Source organism: Metabacillus crassostreae (genome assembly GCF_016908395.1).
GTDB classification, from domain to species: Bacteria; Bacillota; Bacilli; order Bacillales; family Bacillaceae; genus Metabacillus; species Metabacillus crassostreae.
On record NZ_JAFBDU010000002.1, the window covers coordinates 308979 to 328880 of the forward strand.

The following is a 19902-nucleotide window of genomic DNA, read 5'->3' on the forward strand; positions in this document are numbered from 1 at the left end:
GCCGCTCGATAAAAATCAAGCAATTGACTCCCTTTTCAGTACGATACTGACATAAACATATAAACTTATTAAGTTAACTTACTATTGGATTATGTGATTGTTCTTTTTTCTTCTTTTCTTTTTGTCTTTTTTCAGTTTCGTAATGGGCTGCTTTATAAAAGGAAACACCCATCAGGATCATGACAACGGAAAACGGCAGGGCGGCAATAATCAGCATATTTTGTAATCCCTGTGTTCCCCCAAAATATACGATGATAGCAGCCATTGCAGACATAGTGAGACCCCATGTCATTTTAACCGTGTTTGGAGGGTTTATCGATCCACCTGTACTCAGCATACCTAGAACAAACGTTGCAGAATCTGCTGACGTGATAAAAAAGATAGCAATCACAACGATTGTTAACAATGCCATAAAATCTCCGAGTGGATAATGCTGGAGAACTCCAAAGGTAGTTGTTTCAAGAGTGTATTTGGAGATAGCATCAATTCCGTTTTGCTCGATATTCAAGGCGGAAACGCCAAACACAGCAAAAAAGATAAAGCAAACAATTGACGGAACAATAAGAACTCCTAGTAAAAACTCCTTGATTGTCCTACCCTTGGACACACGCGCTATAAAGATCCCTACGAATGGTGCCCAGGAAACCCACCATGCCCAATAAAAAATCGTCCAATTGTCAATCCATGTTCGACCATCTTCATTTAATGGAGAAAGTCGGAAGCTCATATCAAAGAAATTGGTAATATAACCACCAAGTGTTGTTGTAAACATATTCAAAATATATAATGTAGGTCCAACAATAAATAAAATCAACAATAGTACGAATCCAAGACCCATGTTAATATTACTTAAATACTTTATCCCTTTTCCAATTCCAGACCAAGCTGAGAAAATAAACAGTACGGTTGAAGTGGCAAGAATTAATAACTGCATCCCATAATTGCTTGGCGTATTAAAAAGGTAGTTTAAACCACCATTAATTTGAGCTGAACCGAAGCCAAGAGTGGAGGCTACACCTACAACTGTAGCAAAGACAGCCAAAGTATCAATTAACTTCCCTGGCATTCCCCGCATACTTTTTTCGCCAAATATAGGTATTAGTGTTGCACTTAATAATCCAGGATATCCTTTGCGAAACTTAAAATAAGCTAAAACTAAAGCAACTACGCCATATACTGCCCAGGCATGAATTCCCCAATGAAAAAAAGAGTATTGGAGAGATTGTTTAATTGCCTCATCTGAACCCGGTTCTAATCTTGGTGGATTTTTAAAAGCATGGGCAATAGGTTCTGCTGTTGTCCAAAAAACCAATCCCATCCCCATACCTGCACTAAATAACATGGCAAACCATGTTGGTGTACTAAATTCCGGTTTTTCATCATCTTTACCTAATTTAATTTTTCCTAACCTGGAAAACATTAAATAGATACAGAACGCTAGCAACAACATGATTAGCAGTAAATAGTACCAACCAAATGCTTCTGAAATGTATGACGTTAGATTTGACGTCAAGCTCTGTAACTGCTCTGGAGCAACTGCACCCCAAATAACGAGTACAACACAAATAGCAAGTGCGTACCAAAAAACTGAACTAACTTTGTTCACAAATTTTCACCTCATATGATATTTTCAAATATTAATTAGTTAATAGCTTAAGAAATTTCGCAAATGTATATAAAGCAAGAGCTTTATAATTACTTATTAGATAGTATGATTATTCTATAATAATGTTGAACATAGGTTATATACATACAAACGAAGATATTTGGGGTATATTCATACAAAATCAAATAAACTTTCTAATCATGGTTGAATCGCTTATTTTTGATAAAATATTGATATTTTCATAAGGCCTCAATAACCATACCCCTTCTTACGACTTTACAAACTATATATGTAAAAAATGTGATAGAGATAGCGTTTTTTTACAAGAAAAGAATTTTAAAGGTGAGATTACAGATCCCCAGTTTTTTCCTATCCAATATAAAATACACCTCTCTATAACGATTAGTTGTATTACTTCGTTTCTATTGTTATTCACTATATTTTATGACCAGTACCGTCAATAGTGCTATTGTCTTCTATAGTTAAGATAAAAACTATTTAATAAATGATAAATGCAACTATAAGGCCAAATATTTAGAAGAGCTTCAGTAAAAATACAGTCCCCCACAGCTCTCCCATCACATTTATTTTTGATGAATAAATTAACTGGTAAAAAAGGAACCACTACAAAGGAAATATTCGAATAAGGATCTATATTTTCTTATGATCCATCCAATATATACTGTGTCCAAACTAATAAATATTAATATCAAAAAGATAATACCTTCCACTAAATGTGATTCGAAAGGACAAACATCATTTTTGGGTAGCTCCACAAGTTCTTTAAAAGTAATCTTCTTCATCAATCTCCCCTTTAGCATAAGTGATGAAAAATTAATACACTTTAATTTTAAGATCTTTATCGTAAATGTATAACAGTCTAGAAAAAGGTGGATAATATTCGATAACAATACAATGGGGGATTATTACATGTCAGAGAAAAACAATATGAGGTTAACGTCTTCTGAGATTGCAGTCGTTTGGAGTACCTATCAAAACAACAGTTTTTCTATTTGTATTCTAAAGTATTTTTTAGCAAATGTAGATGATCATGAAATAAAGTCTGTATTACAATTTGCTCTAGAAGTATCAAGTAAAAATTTGGAATATAGTAAAAATATTCTTAATGAGGACAATCAACCACTACCAATTGGATTTACTGATGCAGATGTTAGTCCTAATGCCCCACGCTTATTTTCTGATTCGTTTTATCTATACTACCTTAAAAACATGTCTAAAGTTGGATTATCTGTTTATGGTGTAGCTTTAGCAACCAGTGCACACTCTGATGTTCGTGCTTTTCTAAGTCAAGCAATACAAACTTCAACAGATTTATATAATAAAACAGCAGAAACATTATTATCAAAAGGGTTATTTGTAAGACCACCTTATGTAACAACACCCGATCATGTTGACTTTGTTGATGAAAAGAGTTATCTAGGAGGAATACTAAATCTAACTAACAAAAATAGACCTTTAAATGTGATAGAAATTACTCATATAGAAGCAAATGTTGAAACGAACTCCTTAGGTAAAGCTCTTATGACAGGCTTGGCTCAGGTTGCTAAGTCTAAAAAAGTTCGTACCTATTGTTTGAAAGGAAAGGAAATCGCGACAAAACATGTGCAAGTTTTTTCAACTATGTTGACAGAAAATGACCTTCCCTCACCAATGCCCTGGGATTTAGAAGTAACCGCTTCAACAGTAACACCATTTTCTGATAAATTAATTATGTTTCATACTTCTTTAATCATTGCATCAAGTATATCCAATTATGCAACTGCTTCAGCAGCATCCTTACGAACAGATATTGCAACTTCCTATATTCGTCTAACAACAGAAACTGCTCAATTTGCCAAAAACGGTGTTGATATCATGATTAAAAATGCATGGTTAGAACAACCTCCACAAATCCCAGATCATAAAAGGTTAGCAAAAGGTTAATGTGTATCACTTTATAATCTAGTACGAACGATAACCAGATAGAAAAGATATTAGGTCCATTGGAATAGAAAGATTTGCTTAACTCTTAAATAGCAAATATAAATAGCGATTTTATTGATAGTAATGTAGAAGGTATTGAAATGTTATATCGAACTTCAATTTAGCGATTTTATATGGATTTCATGAAGATATTTTAACCGCTATTAAAAAAATCAATTATCAATGCCTTATGTATTGTCCTTACTTTAAAGTATGTTACTTAATCTGCCCTGTTTGCGGAAGAAGAGTAAGTGGTAAGGATTTAGTCTTTCATCCTCCAAGATGTGTTAATTACGCTTATCTTTTAGTTCCAAAACTAATAAAAAAACGTCTCAAATCCATTACTATCAGGGTTTCGAGACGTTTTAACTATTTTTATTTAGTTGTGTTAATAAATATTTTATACAAATTTATTCAGATTTCTGTTTTGAATGCTGCTTCACTATTTTGTCCAAAAAATAACTCTTAAAACTAAATTTTTATTGCATAATTTTTAAAATTAATGCATTTATACTTGTTTATGGGAAAAGGTCTACATATGTCCAACGTTTTCCTTGATATCTATTAATACTTCTTCTTCCAAATTACCATCTTTAATTATAATTTTCCCTGTCGAGGAAAAATCACTAGGCATTAAACCATTAAGAGGGATGTTAAATGATGCAATTCCTAACGTCTTATATGTTTCTCCTACTAATCTACTACATGTATAGTCAATATTTTTGGATGCTATAGATAAATATCTTCCTTCGATTACCTCCTCTATCATTTTCCATTCAGTAGGGTTAGGAATTCCATGTACTTCCTTTATATAATCAAATAGCTTTTGTTGATCTATTTTATGATTTAGGTTTAATGAACGAAGTGCATATTGAGGAGCTTCATAAGGAGTGACATCTTGCCCATATGATTTAAGTCGATCTAAAAGTTTCACGACTTTTGGTCCTGTCTTATTATCATGAAACCATTCATCTTGTAAATTAGTTAATGCTGTTGACTCAAAAAAATAAACTTCTCCCTCTGGTTCTGGACGTATCACCATTCCAACGTGTGACCACATACTTTTTTCAAGTCTTTCTACTAATTTACTTATAGAGTATTTACCACTAAAAAGGATTAAATCCCCCGTTTTGAACGTTGGCAATAGATTGTTAAATGACTGTGAATTCATATGATCCTCCAAATATTATTCGTTTTAATCCGAATTGCTCATGATATAATTATACAATAATTCTTGCAATAAGGAGTCAAACCTCATGAAAATGGCTTTTAAGAAGATACTATTAATTATTTTTATTCTCTTTTTCACATTTATTCTTACAGACAGGAACGTTATTTTTGCATCTCCAAAAAATATTATTATTAATAACGAATTTGAAAAGGTGAATATAAAAGATTCCTGGGAGGTATACGTTGATCAAAATAATATCTCAGAAAACGAGATTCTTAAAAAGCAAGACAAATTTCTTCCTATAAGTAAGGTGGATATAGACGGAGACATTGCAAATTCTACCTACTGGATAAAAATAAATATCTTAAATACTAGTGATTCTCCAAAAGATATATTACTAGAATTAAAAAAGCCACATTTAAGTTTAGTTTCATTATATTCGGTTAGTCTTCAAAAGCTTGAACTAAAGGAAACAATCGGCTACAGTATACCTTTTAATGAGAGAAGTATAAGACATCGTAATCTAATTTTCCCTCTTGAACTACAACCTTCAGAGAAAGCAAGTACATATTATCTAAAGATTAAAACCGATAGCTTTTTTCAAGCGCCCATCACAATTTGGGACCCTGTTGTATTTTCAATAGAAAATTCTAATGCACAAATGATGTACGGGCTATTTTATGGCACAATGATTGGATTAATTTTATATAATAGTTTCTTATTCTTTTCACTTAGAGAAAAAACCTATTTTTATTACATTCTATTTATTACTGGATTTACAACGATGCAATCGATATGGGATGGATATGCATTTCAATGGCTATGGGGAGATTATCCTTGGTGGGCATTAAGATCAAATTCATTCTTTATTCTTTGGACAGCATTATTTGCATTACAGTTCGCTAAACACTTTTTACAATTAAAAAGTAAAGCACCTATTTTATATAAAATGGTCAATATTTTTAATACAGTGTGTGCAATAGCTTTGATACTTCCTTTTACACTTAGTATAAGTATCTCAACAATGACGAGTACCCTTATTGCAACGATCTTTGTTCTGTTTATAATATTGATTGCAATAAAAGTTAGGTTAAAAACAAGGGAAGCAAAATTTTTTATTGCTGCATGGGTCTTTCTTTTAATAGGAGTCTTATTAAATATTTTGGCTGCATATAAGCTTGTTCCACTTACTCCTATAACCTTATTTGCTCCAAAGATCGGATCTCTTGTGGAAGTATTGGTTTTATCATTGGGATTAGCTGATAGGATTAAAAGGATTACTTTAGAAAAAGAGTTGGAATCAAAGAAATATTACATGCAAACACTTATACAAAGCTCTTTTAAACAAATGTCAGGTATGAAGGAAATAACAGAGTTAGCGGATAGTGGTCTTAATACAATAATGATTCTGACAAAGTTTGAAAATGGGTATTACCTTTCTAAAAATAAATCAGGTTGGTCTTTATTAACTCAAAAAGGTGAAAATTTAGTTAATCATACATTTAATATAGATCAACAATATTTTAAAAAACTGACTTATGCAAATGATGTAGATCTAAGTATATTAGGTATTCACAAGCAATTCGGATCATACCTTTCAATACCAATAGTTTGTAAGGGACATGAAGCCCTTCTTATTGCTTATAGTCAGGAGAACCTTAAAATAGATACATACGAAATAGAGAATGTTATTCCCTATTTCAAGGAGCAATATATGGTTTTAATAGACAATATAATCAACTATCAATCGTTACAAAAATCAGCAATGTATGATCACCTAACGAATGTATTAAATCGAAAATACTTTTTAGATAAAGCAAACAATTTAATGAAAGAATCTATTGAATTAAATCAAAATGTAACAATCATTTTAATAGATATTGATCATTTCAAACAGGTTAACGATACTTATGGTCATAACACAGGTGACAAAGCTATTATCTTCGTTGCGGGTCAAATAAAAGAGATAATTAAAGATATAGGTGTTGTTGGACGGTATGGTGGTGAAGAATTTATAGCGCTACTGAACAATGTTGGTGAGAAAAAGGCGTTGGAGATATCTGAGTTGTTAATTAAGACTCTCCATATACACCCTTTTTCAGTAGAAGATGGAGAAAGCCTATTTTTAACTGTTAGTATTGGAGTTTGTAGTAATACTAACAATAAAAACTTATCAATAAATAACATGATTCAGCTAGCAGATGAGTCCTTATATAAAGCTAAAAATATGGGAAGAGATCAGGTGGTTATCTATAATGATTATATAGAGATAAAATAATGAATAGGAGCTTGGTTTAAAATAACAAATTCCTATTTTATATACTCTCACTTAATACTAATTAAAAGAATAATTTCGTATTATTTTAAATGTGTTAAGAACACTTATCTTTTAGTTACTGATCTTATAAAAAGACGTCTCAACTCCAGTACTACAAGGATTCGAGACGTTTTACCTATTTTTATTTAGTTGTGTTAATAAATATTTTACACGAAGTTGAGACTTTAAAAATATAGGTATTTTCCTCCCTATCTGTTCATTATTATATACAACTGGACAAGTATTTAAGTTAGTTTAGTTAGTTAAATTGTAAAATTAGATCTAATTGAACTTCCTTTTCTCTATTCATATGGTTACGAATTAAACGGATTTGACCACGATGATTTAGTTCATCTTCAAATACATGAAACCAACGGAAATAGTTGTTAGCTTTATGGTTTGGTCCGAAAGACGAAACTTCATCTAACCATTTATCCTCCATTTCCTCAAACCATTCAAGTGTGCGTTCCCGGACTAATTTTAACTTCTCTTTATAGAATTCAATTCCTTTATCAGTGATTTCTTTATGTGCATTTTCACCAAGTTTCAATCCTATATCAAGCTTTTGTCGTTCTTCTTTAGTAGGTTCCTTGTCCTCAAATGTCATAAGGGGTATAACCTGATTTTTCATTAACAATAAATCTATTATCTTTTAATGTTCTCATTTTTATCACCTTTCTTATTTCATAAGAGAATACTGTTCTTAGTTTATCTAATGACAATATTTCTATAAAATTTAATACGCGCACTCTTATATAAACGCGCTTCTATTGTTGGAAATCATTAATTCAAACTATCCTTGTACTGCGTAACAATTAGATCTATCCTACAGTACCCTCTTTAACTATTTTCCTATTAAAAATAAAGCCCCTACAGCTAAGTAAAGTTAATCTACCTACTTTATTTTGTGACATTTACGATTATTTTTATGAATGAAAAAAGTCTCGATGATTAAATGATCATCGGGACTCCATATTACTATTCTATAATATTTATTGCAGGAGATTCCTTTTTCAGCGAAAAGTCATAGTTGGTTTCATTTTCAAACATTGGATCCAAATAACTGGATTGTGAATCAGTGGTTGAGGCAAGCTTGAAATCTTGAAAAGAAGTGAATTCTTCTTCATTCCATATCCAAAGACCTATTTTTCCCTTTTCTTTATGAAAAACATTTCTTCGTAGTTCATTATCTTGATTCATTGTAAAAAAGTTGGCGATAAAAATACGAGATGACCCAGCGGTTAAGATATTTCTTTCTATAATATTATTTTTGATATCATGCTGTAATAGCAGCTGTCCCCCTGCTAGCCCTTTCGTATCGTTTCGATAGATAATGTTTTTGGTAATGGAAGAGTTTATCGTTCCTCCCCGATTATCATCATATCCACCAATCGAAATTCCTGTATAATGGTTGTTATACACGATGTTGTCTGTTATTTCAATGTTATCAGCATATTGTTTTGCGTGCTCAGAGGTTGCCTCAATTCCGATATCACAATTATAAATAGTATTCTTTTCAATCGTTATACTTTTCCCACCATCGACATAAATCCCACCGGCATTATATTCTTCTCCATATGCTGGATTACCGTACGAGGATATTTCATACACTTCATTGTTTTTAACGATACCATTACGAACGTAGTCAGCTTTTGGATCATTTGATATTCCTTCATGACCAATTAGATCGATCCCAATATTATCATTTCTGCGAACTACGTTATTTTCAACACTAAAACCATCGATATTCCCATTAAGAACGAGTGATTCACTCCACCCGAGTTTTAAATCCTCTATTGTATTATTTATAATATAAATATCATTCATAGGGTCAGTTCCGTATATTGCAATTCCATGGGCATTCCCATCTTCTGCATGAGTTTCTATCTTTCGTACAACATTATGTTCTAACGTAATATGGCTGCTTGAGCCTGTTACATACATCCCTATTACAGTTTCATTCGTTAAGTTAGTAGTTAAATCTTGAATAATGAGCCCACTAATCGTGATATAATTTTTATTGTCTATGTTAACAAGGGACGTATCTCCTTCTACATTCTTTACGGCCTCACCAGTAATAACAACCTTGTCTTGATTGTACGCTCTAAACGTAATTGGTTTTATTTTTGTTCCACTATACTTAACAATTAGCCTTTCTTTATAGATGCCTTCTTTTATGTAGACAATCGTCCCCGCTCTTGCTTCTGAAGCAGCTTTCTTTAGAGTACGAAATGGTTTTGATTTAGTCCCATCATTTTTATCACTTCCATTTGTAGCAACGTATATAGCCTTATCATGTGTTGACTCTGTTGTATTAAAAGCATAAACAATTAAAATAGCTACTGCTGCTGCAACGAGGTAAAGGATTGTCTTTTTCATTTCATCATTCCTTTATAATAGTTCGTAATTTTCACTTCATACTAAAGCATAAAAATAACCGTTTAGACAATATTACTAAAGGGCTATCTAATTTCTCTCTCGCCACCACCATAACGGAGCTCTAATGGATATATTTAAGGTATTGTTTCACAAATTGACTTGGAAATAAAATAAGTCTTTTTGCTGCGTAGTATACGTCAATACCACACAAAAAACGCCTTCTAATTATTAAACAAAGGCGCTTCGATTCTTAGAGATGGTTATTGTAGGGGGTAGGTTTCTTATTATTTAAAATCAATATCCATTATCGTTTCTTCATTAAATCAACTAGTCTTCTTAAAGCCACAGTGAACAATAAAAAAGATAAACCTAATATTGTTATTACAGCTAAGACCACTATAAAGGTTTCCATCTATATCTACCTCTTTTAAGTACTACATAAACATGTCTAATAAATACAATTTCCCCCACTACAATTCCTTCCTAATTTTAGCATAGTCATTTATATTATTGATAAGAAATCTTGTCCAATACTTAAATAAGCTCATTTACTTGTTCCAGAAAAGCACTTTGATTATTGAAGAGCTAAATCAATTTTTAGAGATTATTAATTTTTCTTTCTTCCAATTAGAACACCAATTAATAGACATCCAATACCTATTATATTCCTAGTAATATTACTTTTACTCAAGATAAGCGCTTTGATTGCTGAAGAGTGCAATTGAACTGACGCACCCCGTTACTTTAATAAGCCGTATTGGCATAAGAACTTCTTTCTAAAGCATTATTTTTTTAGAGCAGTATTTACTGCTTCACTTGCATGAATAACTGTTGTATCAAATAATGGAACTTCTGAATCTTCTGGTTTAACTAAAAATCCTATTTCTGTACATCCCAAAATGATTCCTTCAGCTCCTTCAGCCACTAAATGTTGAATAACAGACTTATAAAAATCCTTCGATGATTGCTTAATTTGTCCTAAACACAACTCTTCATAAATAACTTTATTGACATTGTTTCGTTCTTCTTTATCTGGAACTAACACGTTAATTCCATTTGATTTGATACGAGATTTATAAAAATCTTGCTCCATTGTATATTTAGTTCCAAGTAAGCCAACTGTTTTTATATTGGAACTTTGGATTTGATTCGCTGTTGCATCAGCAATATGTAATACAGGAATGTTTATCCTCGCCTCTATATTATCAATTACTTTATGCATTGTATTTGTACAAATTACTATGAATTCTGCACCTGCTTTTTCTAAAGATGATGCAACTTCTCCTAATGCTTTACCCGCACTTTCCCAATCACCTTCAGCTTGATAGCGTTCAATCTCGTCAAAGTCAACACTATACAGCAGACATTTCGCTGAATGTAATCCACCTAATTTTTCTTTTACCATTTCGTTGATTAGTCGATAATACTCTACTGAAGACTCCCAACTCATTCCACCTATAAGCCCAATAGTTTTCATCACTTCTCCCCCTATTTGAATTAACTATTATCAAATTTCACTCATCTTATATTCAATACTTCCAACCATCAACCAATAATTTAACATTTTAAAAATTTATTTATTATTTTGTACTGAACCAATTAGATAAGCGTAATTGCTTGTTCCAGTTCCGCACCCGTTAACAACTCCGTTCGTTTAAGTGACAAACTTCACAATATTACATATCTTCTAACTAAATCATAACAGAAGATAACGAATTGGTGTTTACACTCCCCTAAATTATAGCAATAGTTGTTGCATAATATCTTGTCTACTATGCAATGAAAATGAGTTTCTCTCGTATTAATAACACTTTTCTTTTATTCCTAATAAAAAAACGTCTAATCCTTTAATTTTCAAGGAATTAGACGTTTTTGAATCTAGTTTTGTTTGTGTTGATAAATATTTTATACAGCTAAGATTCGAGTGTTGTTATAGGGAATTCCCCACTCTTTTTTATCACTTTCACTATTATATCCAAATGTTAAAGTACTAGGCAGATATATGGTTTAGAGAATCTTCAACTATTGTTCAAAGGTTAAGTGGCTAAAACTCATTTTCATTTTATAGAATTTCTATCTAGTTTTTAATAGGATGGCCAGCCTTGAGAATCCCAGTTTAAATCATTGATTAATAAAGTAGGCATCCCATTGTTTTCAGCATCATACGCATGTCGAACGATAACATTATTATTATAGACATCTTGGTGACCAGGTCCTTTCCAACGATTATTACCAGCATCTAAAATCGTTCCGCCACCGTTCATCATGCTTACTCCATTTTTATCCAAATATGGTCCCGTTATATTCTTTGATCTTCCATAAGCGATCTTGTACGTACTATTCACACCTTGGCAACAGCTATCAAATGATACAAATAAATAATAGTAACCATCTTTATAGGTAATACTAGGAGCCTCTATGGGATTGTTTGGTGAGTTGGGTCTTGTTGCAATAGAATAGACACTTCCAGTTGGCTTCATTGTGTTTTTATCTAATCTAGTTAGTTTAATTCCACTCCAAAATGAACCATATGACAACCACGGATTACCATCCTTATCAATGACAAGGTCTCCATCAATTGCATTAAAATTACTTGAGCTTGTTGAACGTACAACTAAACCATCATCTCTCCACTGACCAGAAGTTATACTAGGTGTAGATAAAAGTCCGATAAGTGAATTATTTGAACCAAAACTAGAAACTGAATAATAAAGCCAATATCGACCATTGTAATATTGGATATCAGGAGCCCACTGATTTGTTTCATGGTTCGGTACATATGTTTTCCACCAAGATGGTGCAGTAGGAAAAATGACAGGTGTTGTGTACCAGTTTGTTCCATTATCAGATCTTAAAACTCTAATTCCATTTTTCCCAGTTTCACCAGTCCCAAAAACATACCAGGAGTTTCCTTCTTTAATAATTGAAGGGTCATGTATCATTTTTTCACCTGTTACATTCCAGAATGCAGCACTTGCAGTTACTTGAATGTTTAATAGACACACGATAACAAATAACATAAAAAGCTTCTTCATATTCTTCATCAAACTAATCTCCTTCTAACATATTTTTATTAAAATTTAGACGTTATAAATCTATTGATCACCTCCTTAATGCACACTTAATTTTTCATAAAAAAAGATATACGATATTAGGATGGTTTTCTTTCTCCTAAATCGTATATCTTATGTATTAAACATGATGTATAAAAAAAGTTACCATTTAACTGACTAAAGATGAATTTGGACATTACTTTTAACGAAAAATAATTAATTTTTAAAGAATGGTTACATTTCTTGTAAGCGCTTTAACTAATATTTATTATATTCTCCATGTTCGTACATGTCAACAAAATATATTTTATATGTATGTACAAGTTTACTGGTTAAATTTTAATAGAAAGTTCAGCTATCAAACCTAATATAGAAATAAAACTAGGATACTTCTTTTTTTGTATGTATAGGATTCCAAGAAAAACTTGAAGGTGAAATAAATAACTCTATATTTAGATTAGTAACGATAGTCATACAAATCCCACTTGGCTAATCAATATCAAATGTTCCCATCTTATCTACTAATAAAAATCAAGTTCTCCAATAATAAGTTACCCCCTCCTATTAACCCAATTCTTTATCTATGACTTTGCCTGACTCACTATAATCTACCTATAAAAATTGTAGATACTTTCTTTTTATATGTATTTTCTCCTGTTTATTGATTGTAAAGCACTTTTTAACAAAACTAATTAATATTCTTTACAATACGATGTTAATTTTAAAATGTGTTAAATGGGCTCTAAAAAATGAAAATGTTAATTAACAATTCTTTTTTCATTAAAAAAGAGCCTACCAATAAAAAGTGGGAGGACCTTCATGAAAAAATTGAGAAAATTTAGTGTTGTTGTCACATTTGTTTTAGTCTTACTCGTATCTTTGTTTTCATTTGACTCATCAAAAGCAGCAAGTTTATTGACTATTTCACAGGCGACTCAAACTCAGAATAACTCCATACAAAGTGTTGAAGGTTATATTGTCGGAGAACCGATTTCTACGTCCAATGTATTAAAAAGTAATTTCACAAATGATTATGCTTTAGCACTTGCAGTTAGTAACAATGAATCGAACTTATCAAAAATGTTATATGTTCAAATACCTTTACAATACCGTTCATATTTTGGTCTGAAAAGTAACCCTAGCATAATGGGTAAGAAAATAAAGGTAACAGGTACTTTGACCGCTTATCATTCACATCCAGGATTAAAAAACCCATCTGAAATGGCTCTCATGACTAGTGAAGGCTCGGGTAGTACTACATTAGATAGCTATTATAATAATGCGTTAGGTAAGTCAGGTTCAAGCTTAAAAGCTGCATTACATAATATCATTGATGATCACATTGAAATTTCATATTCAAATGTATGGGAGGCGTTAAGAAATACAGATGAAGATCCTAATAATCCAAATAATGTTATTCTACTTTATACAGGCCGTTCCCAAAGTAAAACATCAAATGGAACATCAATCGATTCTTGGAATCGCGAACATGTGTGGGCAAAATCGCATGGTGATTTCGGAACGACAATGGGAGCTGGGACTGACCTGCACCATTTACGACCGACCGATGTAACTGTTAATAGCTCTCGTGGTAACAAAGATTTTGATAATGGTGGTATAGCCCACAATGAAGCTCCTGACACCTATGCTGATAGTAATTCTTGGGAACCCCGTGATGAAGTAAAAGGTGACGTTGCAAGAATGATATTTTATATGGCTGTGCGTTATGAAGGTGATAATGGGGAGTTAGATTTAGAGGTAACAGAAACTGTAAGTAATGGATCCTCTCCATTACATGGTAAGCTATCAACCTTAATACAGTGGCATAAGCAAGATCCTGTTAATGACCTTGAACGTAAACGTAATGACGTTATCTTTTACAAATACCAAAATAATAGAAACCCATTTATTGATCACCCAGAATGGATCGAAGCAATTTGGTAATTATTTTAAAAATTCTATTTAATAAGTATACTAGTTTGACGTTACCAAAGTTTTTTGTATAGATTACTTATGAAAACAACTAATTTAAATAAGCAAATGAGCACTTCTATATCTATATGAGTAACCTCTTACAAAAAATATAATTCATTGTAGAGTTATGTTGGAACCAAGTACTTTTAATAACATTTATCGTTTCATAAAAAACGTCTAAAACCCTAACTAGGTTGGTGGTTACCCCAAAAAGTTAGAGTTTTATTATGCAGCTGATTGGCTGGATTGAGTTCGGTATTCAATTGGACTCAATCCATCTAATTTTTCTTTTGATCGTTCATTGTTATACCAGTGGATATAATCTTCTATTCGACTTTTTAATTCTTCATAGCTTACTAGTTTTTCCCCATAATACATTTCTTGCTTTAAAATGCCAAAGAAATTCTCCATCGAAGCGTTGTCTGCACAGGTAGCTTTACGTGACATGCTTTGGAATATTTTGTTTTTCTTTAACGCCCTGACCCATTGGTTGTGTTGATAATGCCACCCTTGATCGGAATGGATAGTGGCGCGATAGGTCGCATGTTTCTTTAATATTTCTATTATTTCCGTTAAAGGTTTCATGACAAGATCTAACGTTGGACGTTTCCTAATTTCAAACGCAACAATTTCTCCGTTATAAAGATCAAGAATCGGATTTAAATATAACTTTTCCTCGCCTACACATTTGAATTCTGTAATGTCAGTTACTAATTTTTGAAGAGGTATAGGTGTGGAAAAACGGCGTGATAAACGGTTTTTCGCTACCTTCCCAACCTTCCCCTTATAGGAATTGTATTTACGTGATTTCCGCATAAATTTTACACATTTTAATCCTATTTCTCGCATAAGTCGATACACTTTTTTATGGTTAACACGGTGTCCTAATTTCTTTAATTCTTTCGTGATCCGTTTATAACCGTAACGTTCATGAAACTTCTTAAACAGGTCGATAATGAGCTCTTTCAACTCTTTGTTCGTATCTGTATTCCCAAAGTTTTTTACATGATAGTGATAGGTTGCCTCAGGAATACCGATCAAATGGAAAATATCCTTTAATCGGTATCCTTCTTCTTTGAGTTCGAATGCCAATTTTGCTTGTGCTTTTCGAGGAGGACATTCGGATTTTCCTGAAAAGCTCTCAGCTTTTTTAGGTATGCATTTTCTAGCCTTAGTAGTTCATTCTCCCGTTCCAACTCTTCTTCACGTGTTAGCTTTTTTTCTTCCTTTTTCTGTTGTTTAGTGGGTTTCTTAGACATAGAAGGCCGCCCCTTTGATTTAAGTTTCAGGCCTTCAATCCCATGTTCTCGAAATGTCTTCTTCCAGCGTTTAATTAAGGAAGGGTTGTTCAATTTAAATTGAACAGCCGTTTCTAAATAAGAAGCACCTGTATTTAACATAAATTGTATCGTATCTAACTTAAATTGAACAGAATACTCATTCTTGGTCTTTCTTCGTCTTAATCCTCCTATCCCCTGAGATTTATAGTTTTTCACCCATTCAACTATTGGTGTCTGGCTACCCATATTATATTTTTTTGCTAATGACCCATATCCAATGTTGCCATCTAAATACTCAGTAACAAGCTTTATTTTGAACTCTTCACTATATTTAGCCATAAAAACACCCCCGAAAGTTAGATTTTTTTACTCTAACTTTCGGGGGTCGGTACCGTTTCAGACGTTTTTTTATGACTCTGATTTAGTTATGTTACTAGTTAATTTACACGAAGTTAAGACTTAAGTAAAAATAGGAAGTTTCCTCCCTCATCATTTAAAGCTATTAACTATTATATCTATATGGATAGTTGTTTAACATATTTTATTAGAAGTAGTCCAATACTATATCTTTAACCACACGGTCTTCTATTATAAAGGACGTTTTTCAATACCCACTATGTTATCCATATAAAAAAAACAGACAATTAAATTAATACTAGTTAACTTTGTAAGGATTTACAATATATGTTGAATCAGATCCAATATTGTATGAATCATTAAAGTATTTTGCTGGATCATTAAAATAAAGCTTCTGCCAAGGTGGATTCCCCCCTGAACGCTCATCTCTTCCGTTAAAAAGGTTATAAGCTTCATAAGTACTTGTAGCATTCGGTGAAGAATCAATATCCCATCTTCGTTCCCATAATTCATTAATATCTAGAAGTTTATATTTGTAGGATTTTTCAAATATACCACTACTATCAATAGGAGTTTCAGCTACATCTCCAACATTATAGATTACGGAATCTCCACCTACCCACTTATTATGCTTTTTTGGATTATAAGCACTAATTGAGTGGCCACGAGCACCTATATCATAAGAACTATTAATTACATCTCCATTTGAAGAGATGAAGATTTTAGGATGTTTTCCATTTGTTTGATCAAATAACGTTTGGCTTGGCGTGTACTGATTCATATCCCCATGACTATTTGCGATCATCATCACAAATTCACCATATCCCCCATTTTTTTTAATTACTAGATAGACATCCTCTAGATCATTTTCATGTCTGTCAGATGGAATCAAAGCATCATCAATTGCATGATAATATTGATATCCTAGAAAATAGTGAGTGGATGTTTCAACGAATGAAGTATATGCGTATGCAGGTAATGCTCCATACTTATCCTGCTCATCACGAATTCGATCCCAGCTATTACCTAAGTCCCAATCATTATCAAAATTTGCTTTTGTAATATGATCACCTGCAACATGATATTTGTAACCTAATACACGATCCTGTCTGACATCCTGAAAAACCTGAGGTGCCCAATAATTAAGAAGGTCCCATTTAGATATACTTACAGCTTCTACTCGGTGTGCTACTATAAAAGTATTAACAAGAATAATAGTTAATAATAAGACAGCTAGTAAATTCTTTTTTATCATTTTCTCCACATCCTTATAATTTCTTAATGATCTTACTTATTACTTTGACTGCAGTTATTATTAATATATTCAAATTTCGTATTAATCCTACGATTCAAAATCGCAAAGAGTTTTGAATATTCTTTTCCAATTCCACCTCACTTTCTATTTATAAGAGTAATTAGTTTGTATTGAGGTCTTATTACTTAGAAGTTAACAATTTGTTAAATAACACATAAATTGTTAATAATATGTAAATAGATTTTAGAGACTAAAAAACTAAATTATTGTCAGATCCTCTATTAAAAACCAAGAATAAATCGAAAATAATATTAAATAATATATATGTTGAGAGAATAGATAGATAAGTGTACTAATATATGAATACTCAACATCCGCTATTCGTTATGATCATATGTATTAGAGATAACATATACACACTGTTGTGTATTGAAGACACTATTTCGACTTTTCATTTTTTCTTTTTTTAGAGTCATGACTTATTGGTCCTATACTTTAGTATTTTAACTAGTTCTAATCCTAGATTCTTCTTTGCTGTTCATACAATCTGTTCTGTTTGACGAAGAATCTGAAAGGATCTAATTTAGAATTTATTTCCACAAGACGTGTTAATAACACTTATCGTTATTTCCTGTAATAAAACAAAACGCCTCATTCCATTGTTTCCAATGGTTTAAGACGTTTTTATCTAATCAGATTTAGTTGTGTTAATTATTATTTTACACGAAGTTAAGAATTTAAGAATAATAGGCATTAGTTTCCTCCCCCTCTTCCAAACAGTTATTATATCCAACGGAAAAGCATCTAACTTAGTTTAGTTAGAAATAATGTGAATTAGATCTTCGGCACTCGCGTTTCGACTTTTGAATAATCTTATTCGTACAGAATACTATCGTTGTACTGCGTAAAAAAATAAAATTAACTGCCTTGTAAATTAATTAAATAAAGGTGAGTCTTTAGTTCAATAGCAATTTTCAAAAGGTTATCGAATAAGCTGAATAAATATATGAACCAAGAGTAACACTACACATAAAAACTAATGTGGGGTATTACTAACATGAAACAAATTATTCTTTGGTCACTTTTGATATTGCCCTGGGCATCCTTGTTTTTCTTGAAAGCGGATACTGTACGCAGGTATATGCCTGTCGCTCTTTTTATGACTGTTATTCATACATTGGCATATCAAGCAGCTTACCATTATGGATGGTGGGAAGAGTCAGGTTCCAGCCTGTTCGGGTGGGATAAAGTCGTGCCGATTCCTTGGGTGTATGGAGCTTATTTAGTTATCGTTATCTGGGTATTCCACTTTACTTTCAGAAGATTTTGGATATATTTGACTGTTAATATACTTTTGGACGGGTTATTTATGTACATCTTATACCCAATAGGGCAAAGGATGGGTCTTGTTTCGAGTGAATCGACTTTGCCTACAATAGCTATTGTTGCTATGATGGTCGCTTTTGCATTAATTATCTATATGTATCAATTATGGCAGGATGAAATATTCGAACTATCTAAAGAGAAAATATAAGTGACCAAGAAGTGGATTTAATGTCCCCTTCATTGTGAAGGAAAGCAAGGTAACCGAAAACATGGATTTTCGGATCGAATTCTTACCTTAGTTGCTTTACAATAGCGATAACATTGCTCTACTGCAGCACGAAACAGTAGTTCCCCTAATATTTCAATGATGCTTTGCACCTTGGCACGCCTTTTTTTTCGAAATAATTCAGTGTATTATGTATTATTACAAAGATTCTTTCTCTTAATAAAACGATACTCCATGCCTAAAGTCTCTATTTATATTACTGTTCCCTTTTGGATATCCATATGTTTGTTTTAACTACTAACATTCATTAATTTTCTGTATCTTTTTTCTACACTTATTGGAGTTCTCTCTAGAATTTGACCTATTTCTCTAAATTTCAATCCCTGTTTACGTAGGTCAAATAATTTCTTCTCTTCAGCAGTAGACCAATGTCTATAATCTCTAGTGTTACTCAATTGCTAATTACCTCCTAAGTTCATGTAACTGGTCTATAATATATACAGTTTTTCAAGCGTAAATAAAACTAAACTACTTTAATACAAAACACTATGATAATGTATGATGAATGGGTCAGTTAAAATGAAAAAATCCACCAAAAAGATGGTGGATTAAAATTAATATTGGCTTCTATATATAACCAATCAACTGTTCATCACAAAACTTTTTTGGCAACCCGACTATCATAGTTCATTGAACCTTAGACCCGTAGCTTTGCGTCCTTACCTTTCGATAAGTTTGCCTTTATCTATTTTTTTAATTAATTTATATCATAAACCCATCGCTCTTAACTTTCAACAAATTTCGCAACCTTTCTACATCACACAACTCATAGTAGTAACTTGTCTATCATAATAATGTTCATATAAATGTTTCTTCTCACATAACTGGTTCTATTTTTCTGCCAATTAATTTTATGGTAGTTCATACTTGTATCAATATTTATTGCTACTTCCACTATCTGCTCCTGCCTTTAAC

General features: G+C 32.1%; 14 protein-coding genes and 1 riboswitch. Of the genes, 4 read left to right on the top strand and 10 right to left on the bottom strand.

The genetic code is table 11. The annotated features are described in order from the left end of the window. Window positions 1-73: 73 nt before the first annotated feature. Complete coding sequence (locus JOC75_RS09280; protein WP_204953781.1) at window positions 74-1606, bottom strand: BCCT family transporter; 1533 nt, start codon at window positions 1604-1606, stop codon at window positions 74-76. A 930-nt stretch (window positions 1607-2536) separates the two neighbouring features. Here JOC75_RS09280 and JOC75_RS09285 point away from each other — a divergent pair. After that, complete coding sequence (locus JOC75_RS09285; protein ID WP_204953782.1) at window positions 2537-3550, top strand: DUF3231 family protein; 1014 nt, start codon at window positions 2537-2539, stop codon at window positions 3548-3550. A gap of 571 nt (window positions 3551-4121) precedes the next feature. Here JOC75_RS09285 and JOC75_RS09290 read toward each other — a convergent pair. Beyond that, complete coding sequence (locus tag JOC75_RS09290) at window positions 4122-4760, bottom strand: C40 family peptidase (RefSeq protein ID WP_204953783.1); 639 nt, start codon at window positions 4758-4760, stop codon at window positions 4122-4124. A gap of 85 nt (window positions 4761-4845) precedes the next feature. Here JOC75_RS09290 and JOC75_RS09295 point away from each other — a divergent pair, with 85 nt between their 5' ends. Then, on the top strand, window positions 4846-7038 hold the full coding sequence (locus JOC75_RS09295) for a diguanylate cyclase (RefSeq protein WP_204953784.1): 2193 nt from the start codon (window positions 4846-4848) through the stop codon (window positions 7036-7038). 298 nt (window positions 7039-7336) lie between these two features. Here the strand turns inward: JOC75_RS09295 and JOC75_RS09300 are convergent, their stop codons facing one another. From JOC75_RS09300 to JOC75_RS09315, 4 genes are all read right to left on the bottom strand, one after another. Further along, window positions 7337-7708, bottom strand: coding sequence for a hypothetical protein (locus JOC75_RS09300; RefSeq protein ID WP_204953785.1), 372 nt, complete (start codon window positions 7706-7708; stop codon window positions 7337-7339). Between the two features lie 347 nt (window positions 7709-8055). After that, window positions 8056-9456: a right-handed parallel beta-helix repeat-containing protein gene (locus JOC75_RS09305; protein WP_204953786.1), complete on the bottom strand. Its 1401-nt coding sequence runs from the start codon at window positions 9454-9456 to the stop codon at window positions 8056-8058. Between the two features lie 784 nt (window positions 9457-10240). After that, window positions 10241-10933 carry an aspartate/glutamate racemase family protein gene (locus JOC75_RS09310; protein ID WP_204953787.1) on the bottom strand — a complete coding sequence of 231 codons (693 nt, stop codon included), beginning with the start codon at window positions 10931-10933 and terminating at the stop codon, window positions 10241-10243. A 607-nt stretch (window positions 10934-11540) separates the two neighbouring features. After that, window positions 11541-12491 (bottom strand): arabinan endo-1,5-alpha-L-arabinosidase AbnA, encoded by a 951-nt coding sequence (locus JOC75_RS09315; protein ID WP_239589420.1) that lies wholly within the window; start codon window positions 12489-12491, stop codon window positions 11541-11543. An 837-nt stretch (window positions 12492-13328) separates the two neighbouring features. On the opposite strand from JOC75_RS09315, the gene JOC75_RS09320 reads away from it, so the two are divergent. After that, the gene (locus tag JOC75_RS09320; protein WP_204953789.1) at window positions 13329-14453 is read left to right on the top strand and encodes an endonuclease; all 1125 of its coding nucleotides are present in this window, start codon (window positions 13329-13331) and stop codon (window positions 14451-14453) included. Between the two features lie 255 nt (window positions 14454-14708). Here the strand turns inward: JOC75_RS09320 and JOC75_RS09325 are convergent, their stop codons facing one another. From JOC75_RS09325 to JOC75_RS09335, 3 genes are all read right to left on the bottom strand, one after another. Then, window positions 14709-15641 carry an IS3 family transposase gene (locus tag JOC75_RS09325; protein ID WP_204954212.1) on the bottom strand — a complete coding sequence of 311 codons (933 nt, stop codon included), beginning with the start codon at window positions 15639-15641 and terminating at the stop codon, window positions 14709-14711. Beyond that, window positions 15539-16102 carry a helix-turn-helix domain-containing protein gene (locus tag JOC75_RS09330; RefSeq protein ID WP_204953790.1) on the bottom strand — a complete coding sequence of 188 codons (564 nt, stop codon included), beginning with the start codon at window positions 16100-16102 and terminating at the stop codon, window positions 15539-15541. The genes JOC75_RS09325 and JOC75_RS09330 overlap by 103 nt, the downstream gene beginning before the upstream one ends. 316 nt (window positions 16103-16418) lie before the next feature. After that, window positions 16419-17375 carry a hypothetical protein gene (locus JOC75_RS09335; protein ID WP_204953791.1) on the bottom strand — a complete coding sequence of 319 codons (957 nt, stop codon included), beginning with the start codon at window positions 17373-17375 and terminating at the stop codon, window positions 16419-16421. Window positions 17376-18432: 1057 nt separating this feature from the next. Here JOC75_RS09335 and JOC75_RS09340 point away from each other — a divergent pair. Next, window positions 18433-18909 carry a hypothetical protein gene (locus tag JOC75_RS09340; RefSeq protein WP_204953792.1) on the top strand — a complete coding sequence of 159 codons (477 nt, stop codon included), beginning with the start codon at window positions 18433-18435 and terminating at the stop codon, window positions 18907-18909. Between the two features lie 308 nt (window positions 18910-19217). On the opposite strand, the gene JOC75_RS09345 is transcribed toward JOC75_RS09340, so the two are convergent. Beyond that, window positions 19218-19382, bottom strand: a complete 165-nt coding sequence (locus JOC75_RS09345; protein ID WP_204953793.1) for a hypothetical protein — start codon at window positions 19380-19382, stop codon at window positions 19218-19220. Window positions 19383-19591: 209 nt separating this feature from the next. Continuing rightward, a riboswitch (cyclic di-GMP riboswitch) is annotated at window positions 19592-19677 on the bottom strand. Window positions 19678-19902: the final 225 nt, after the last annotated feature.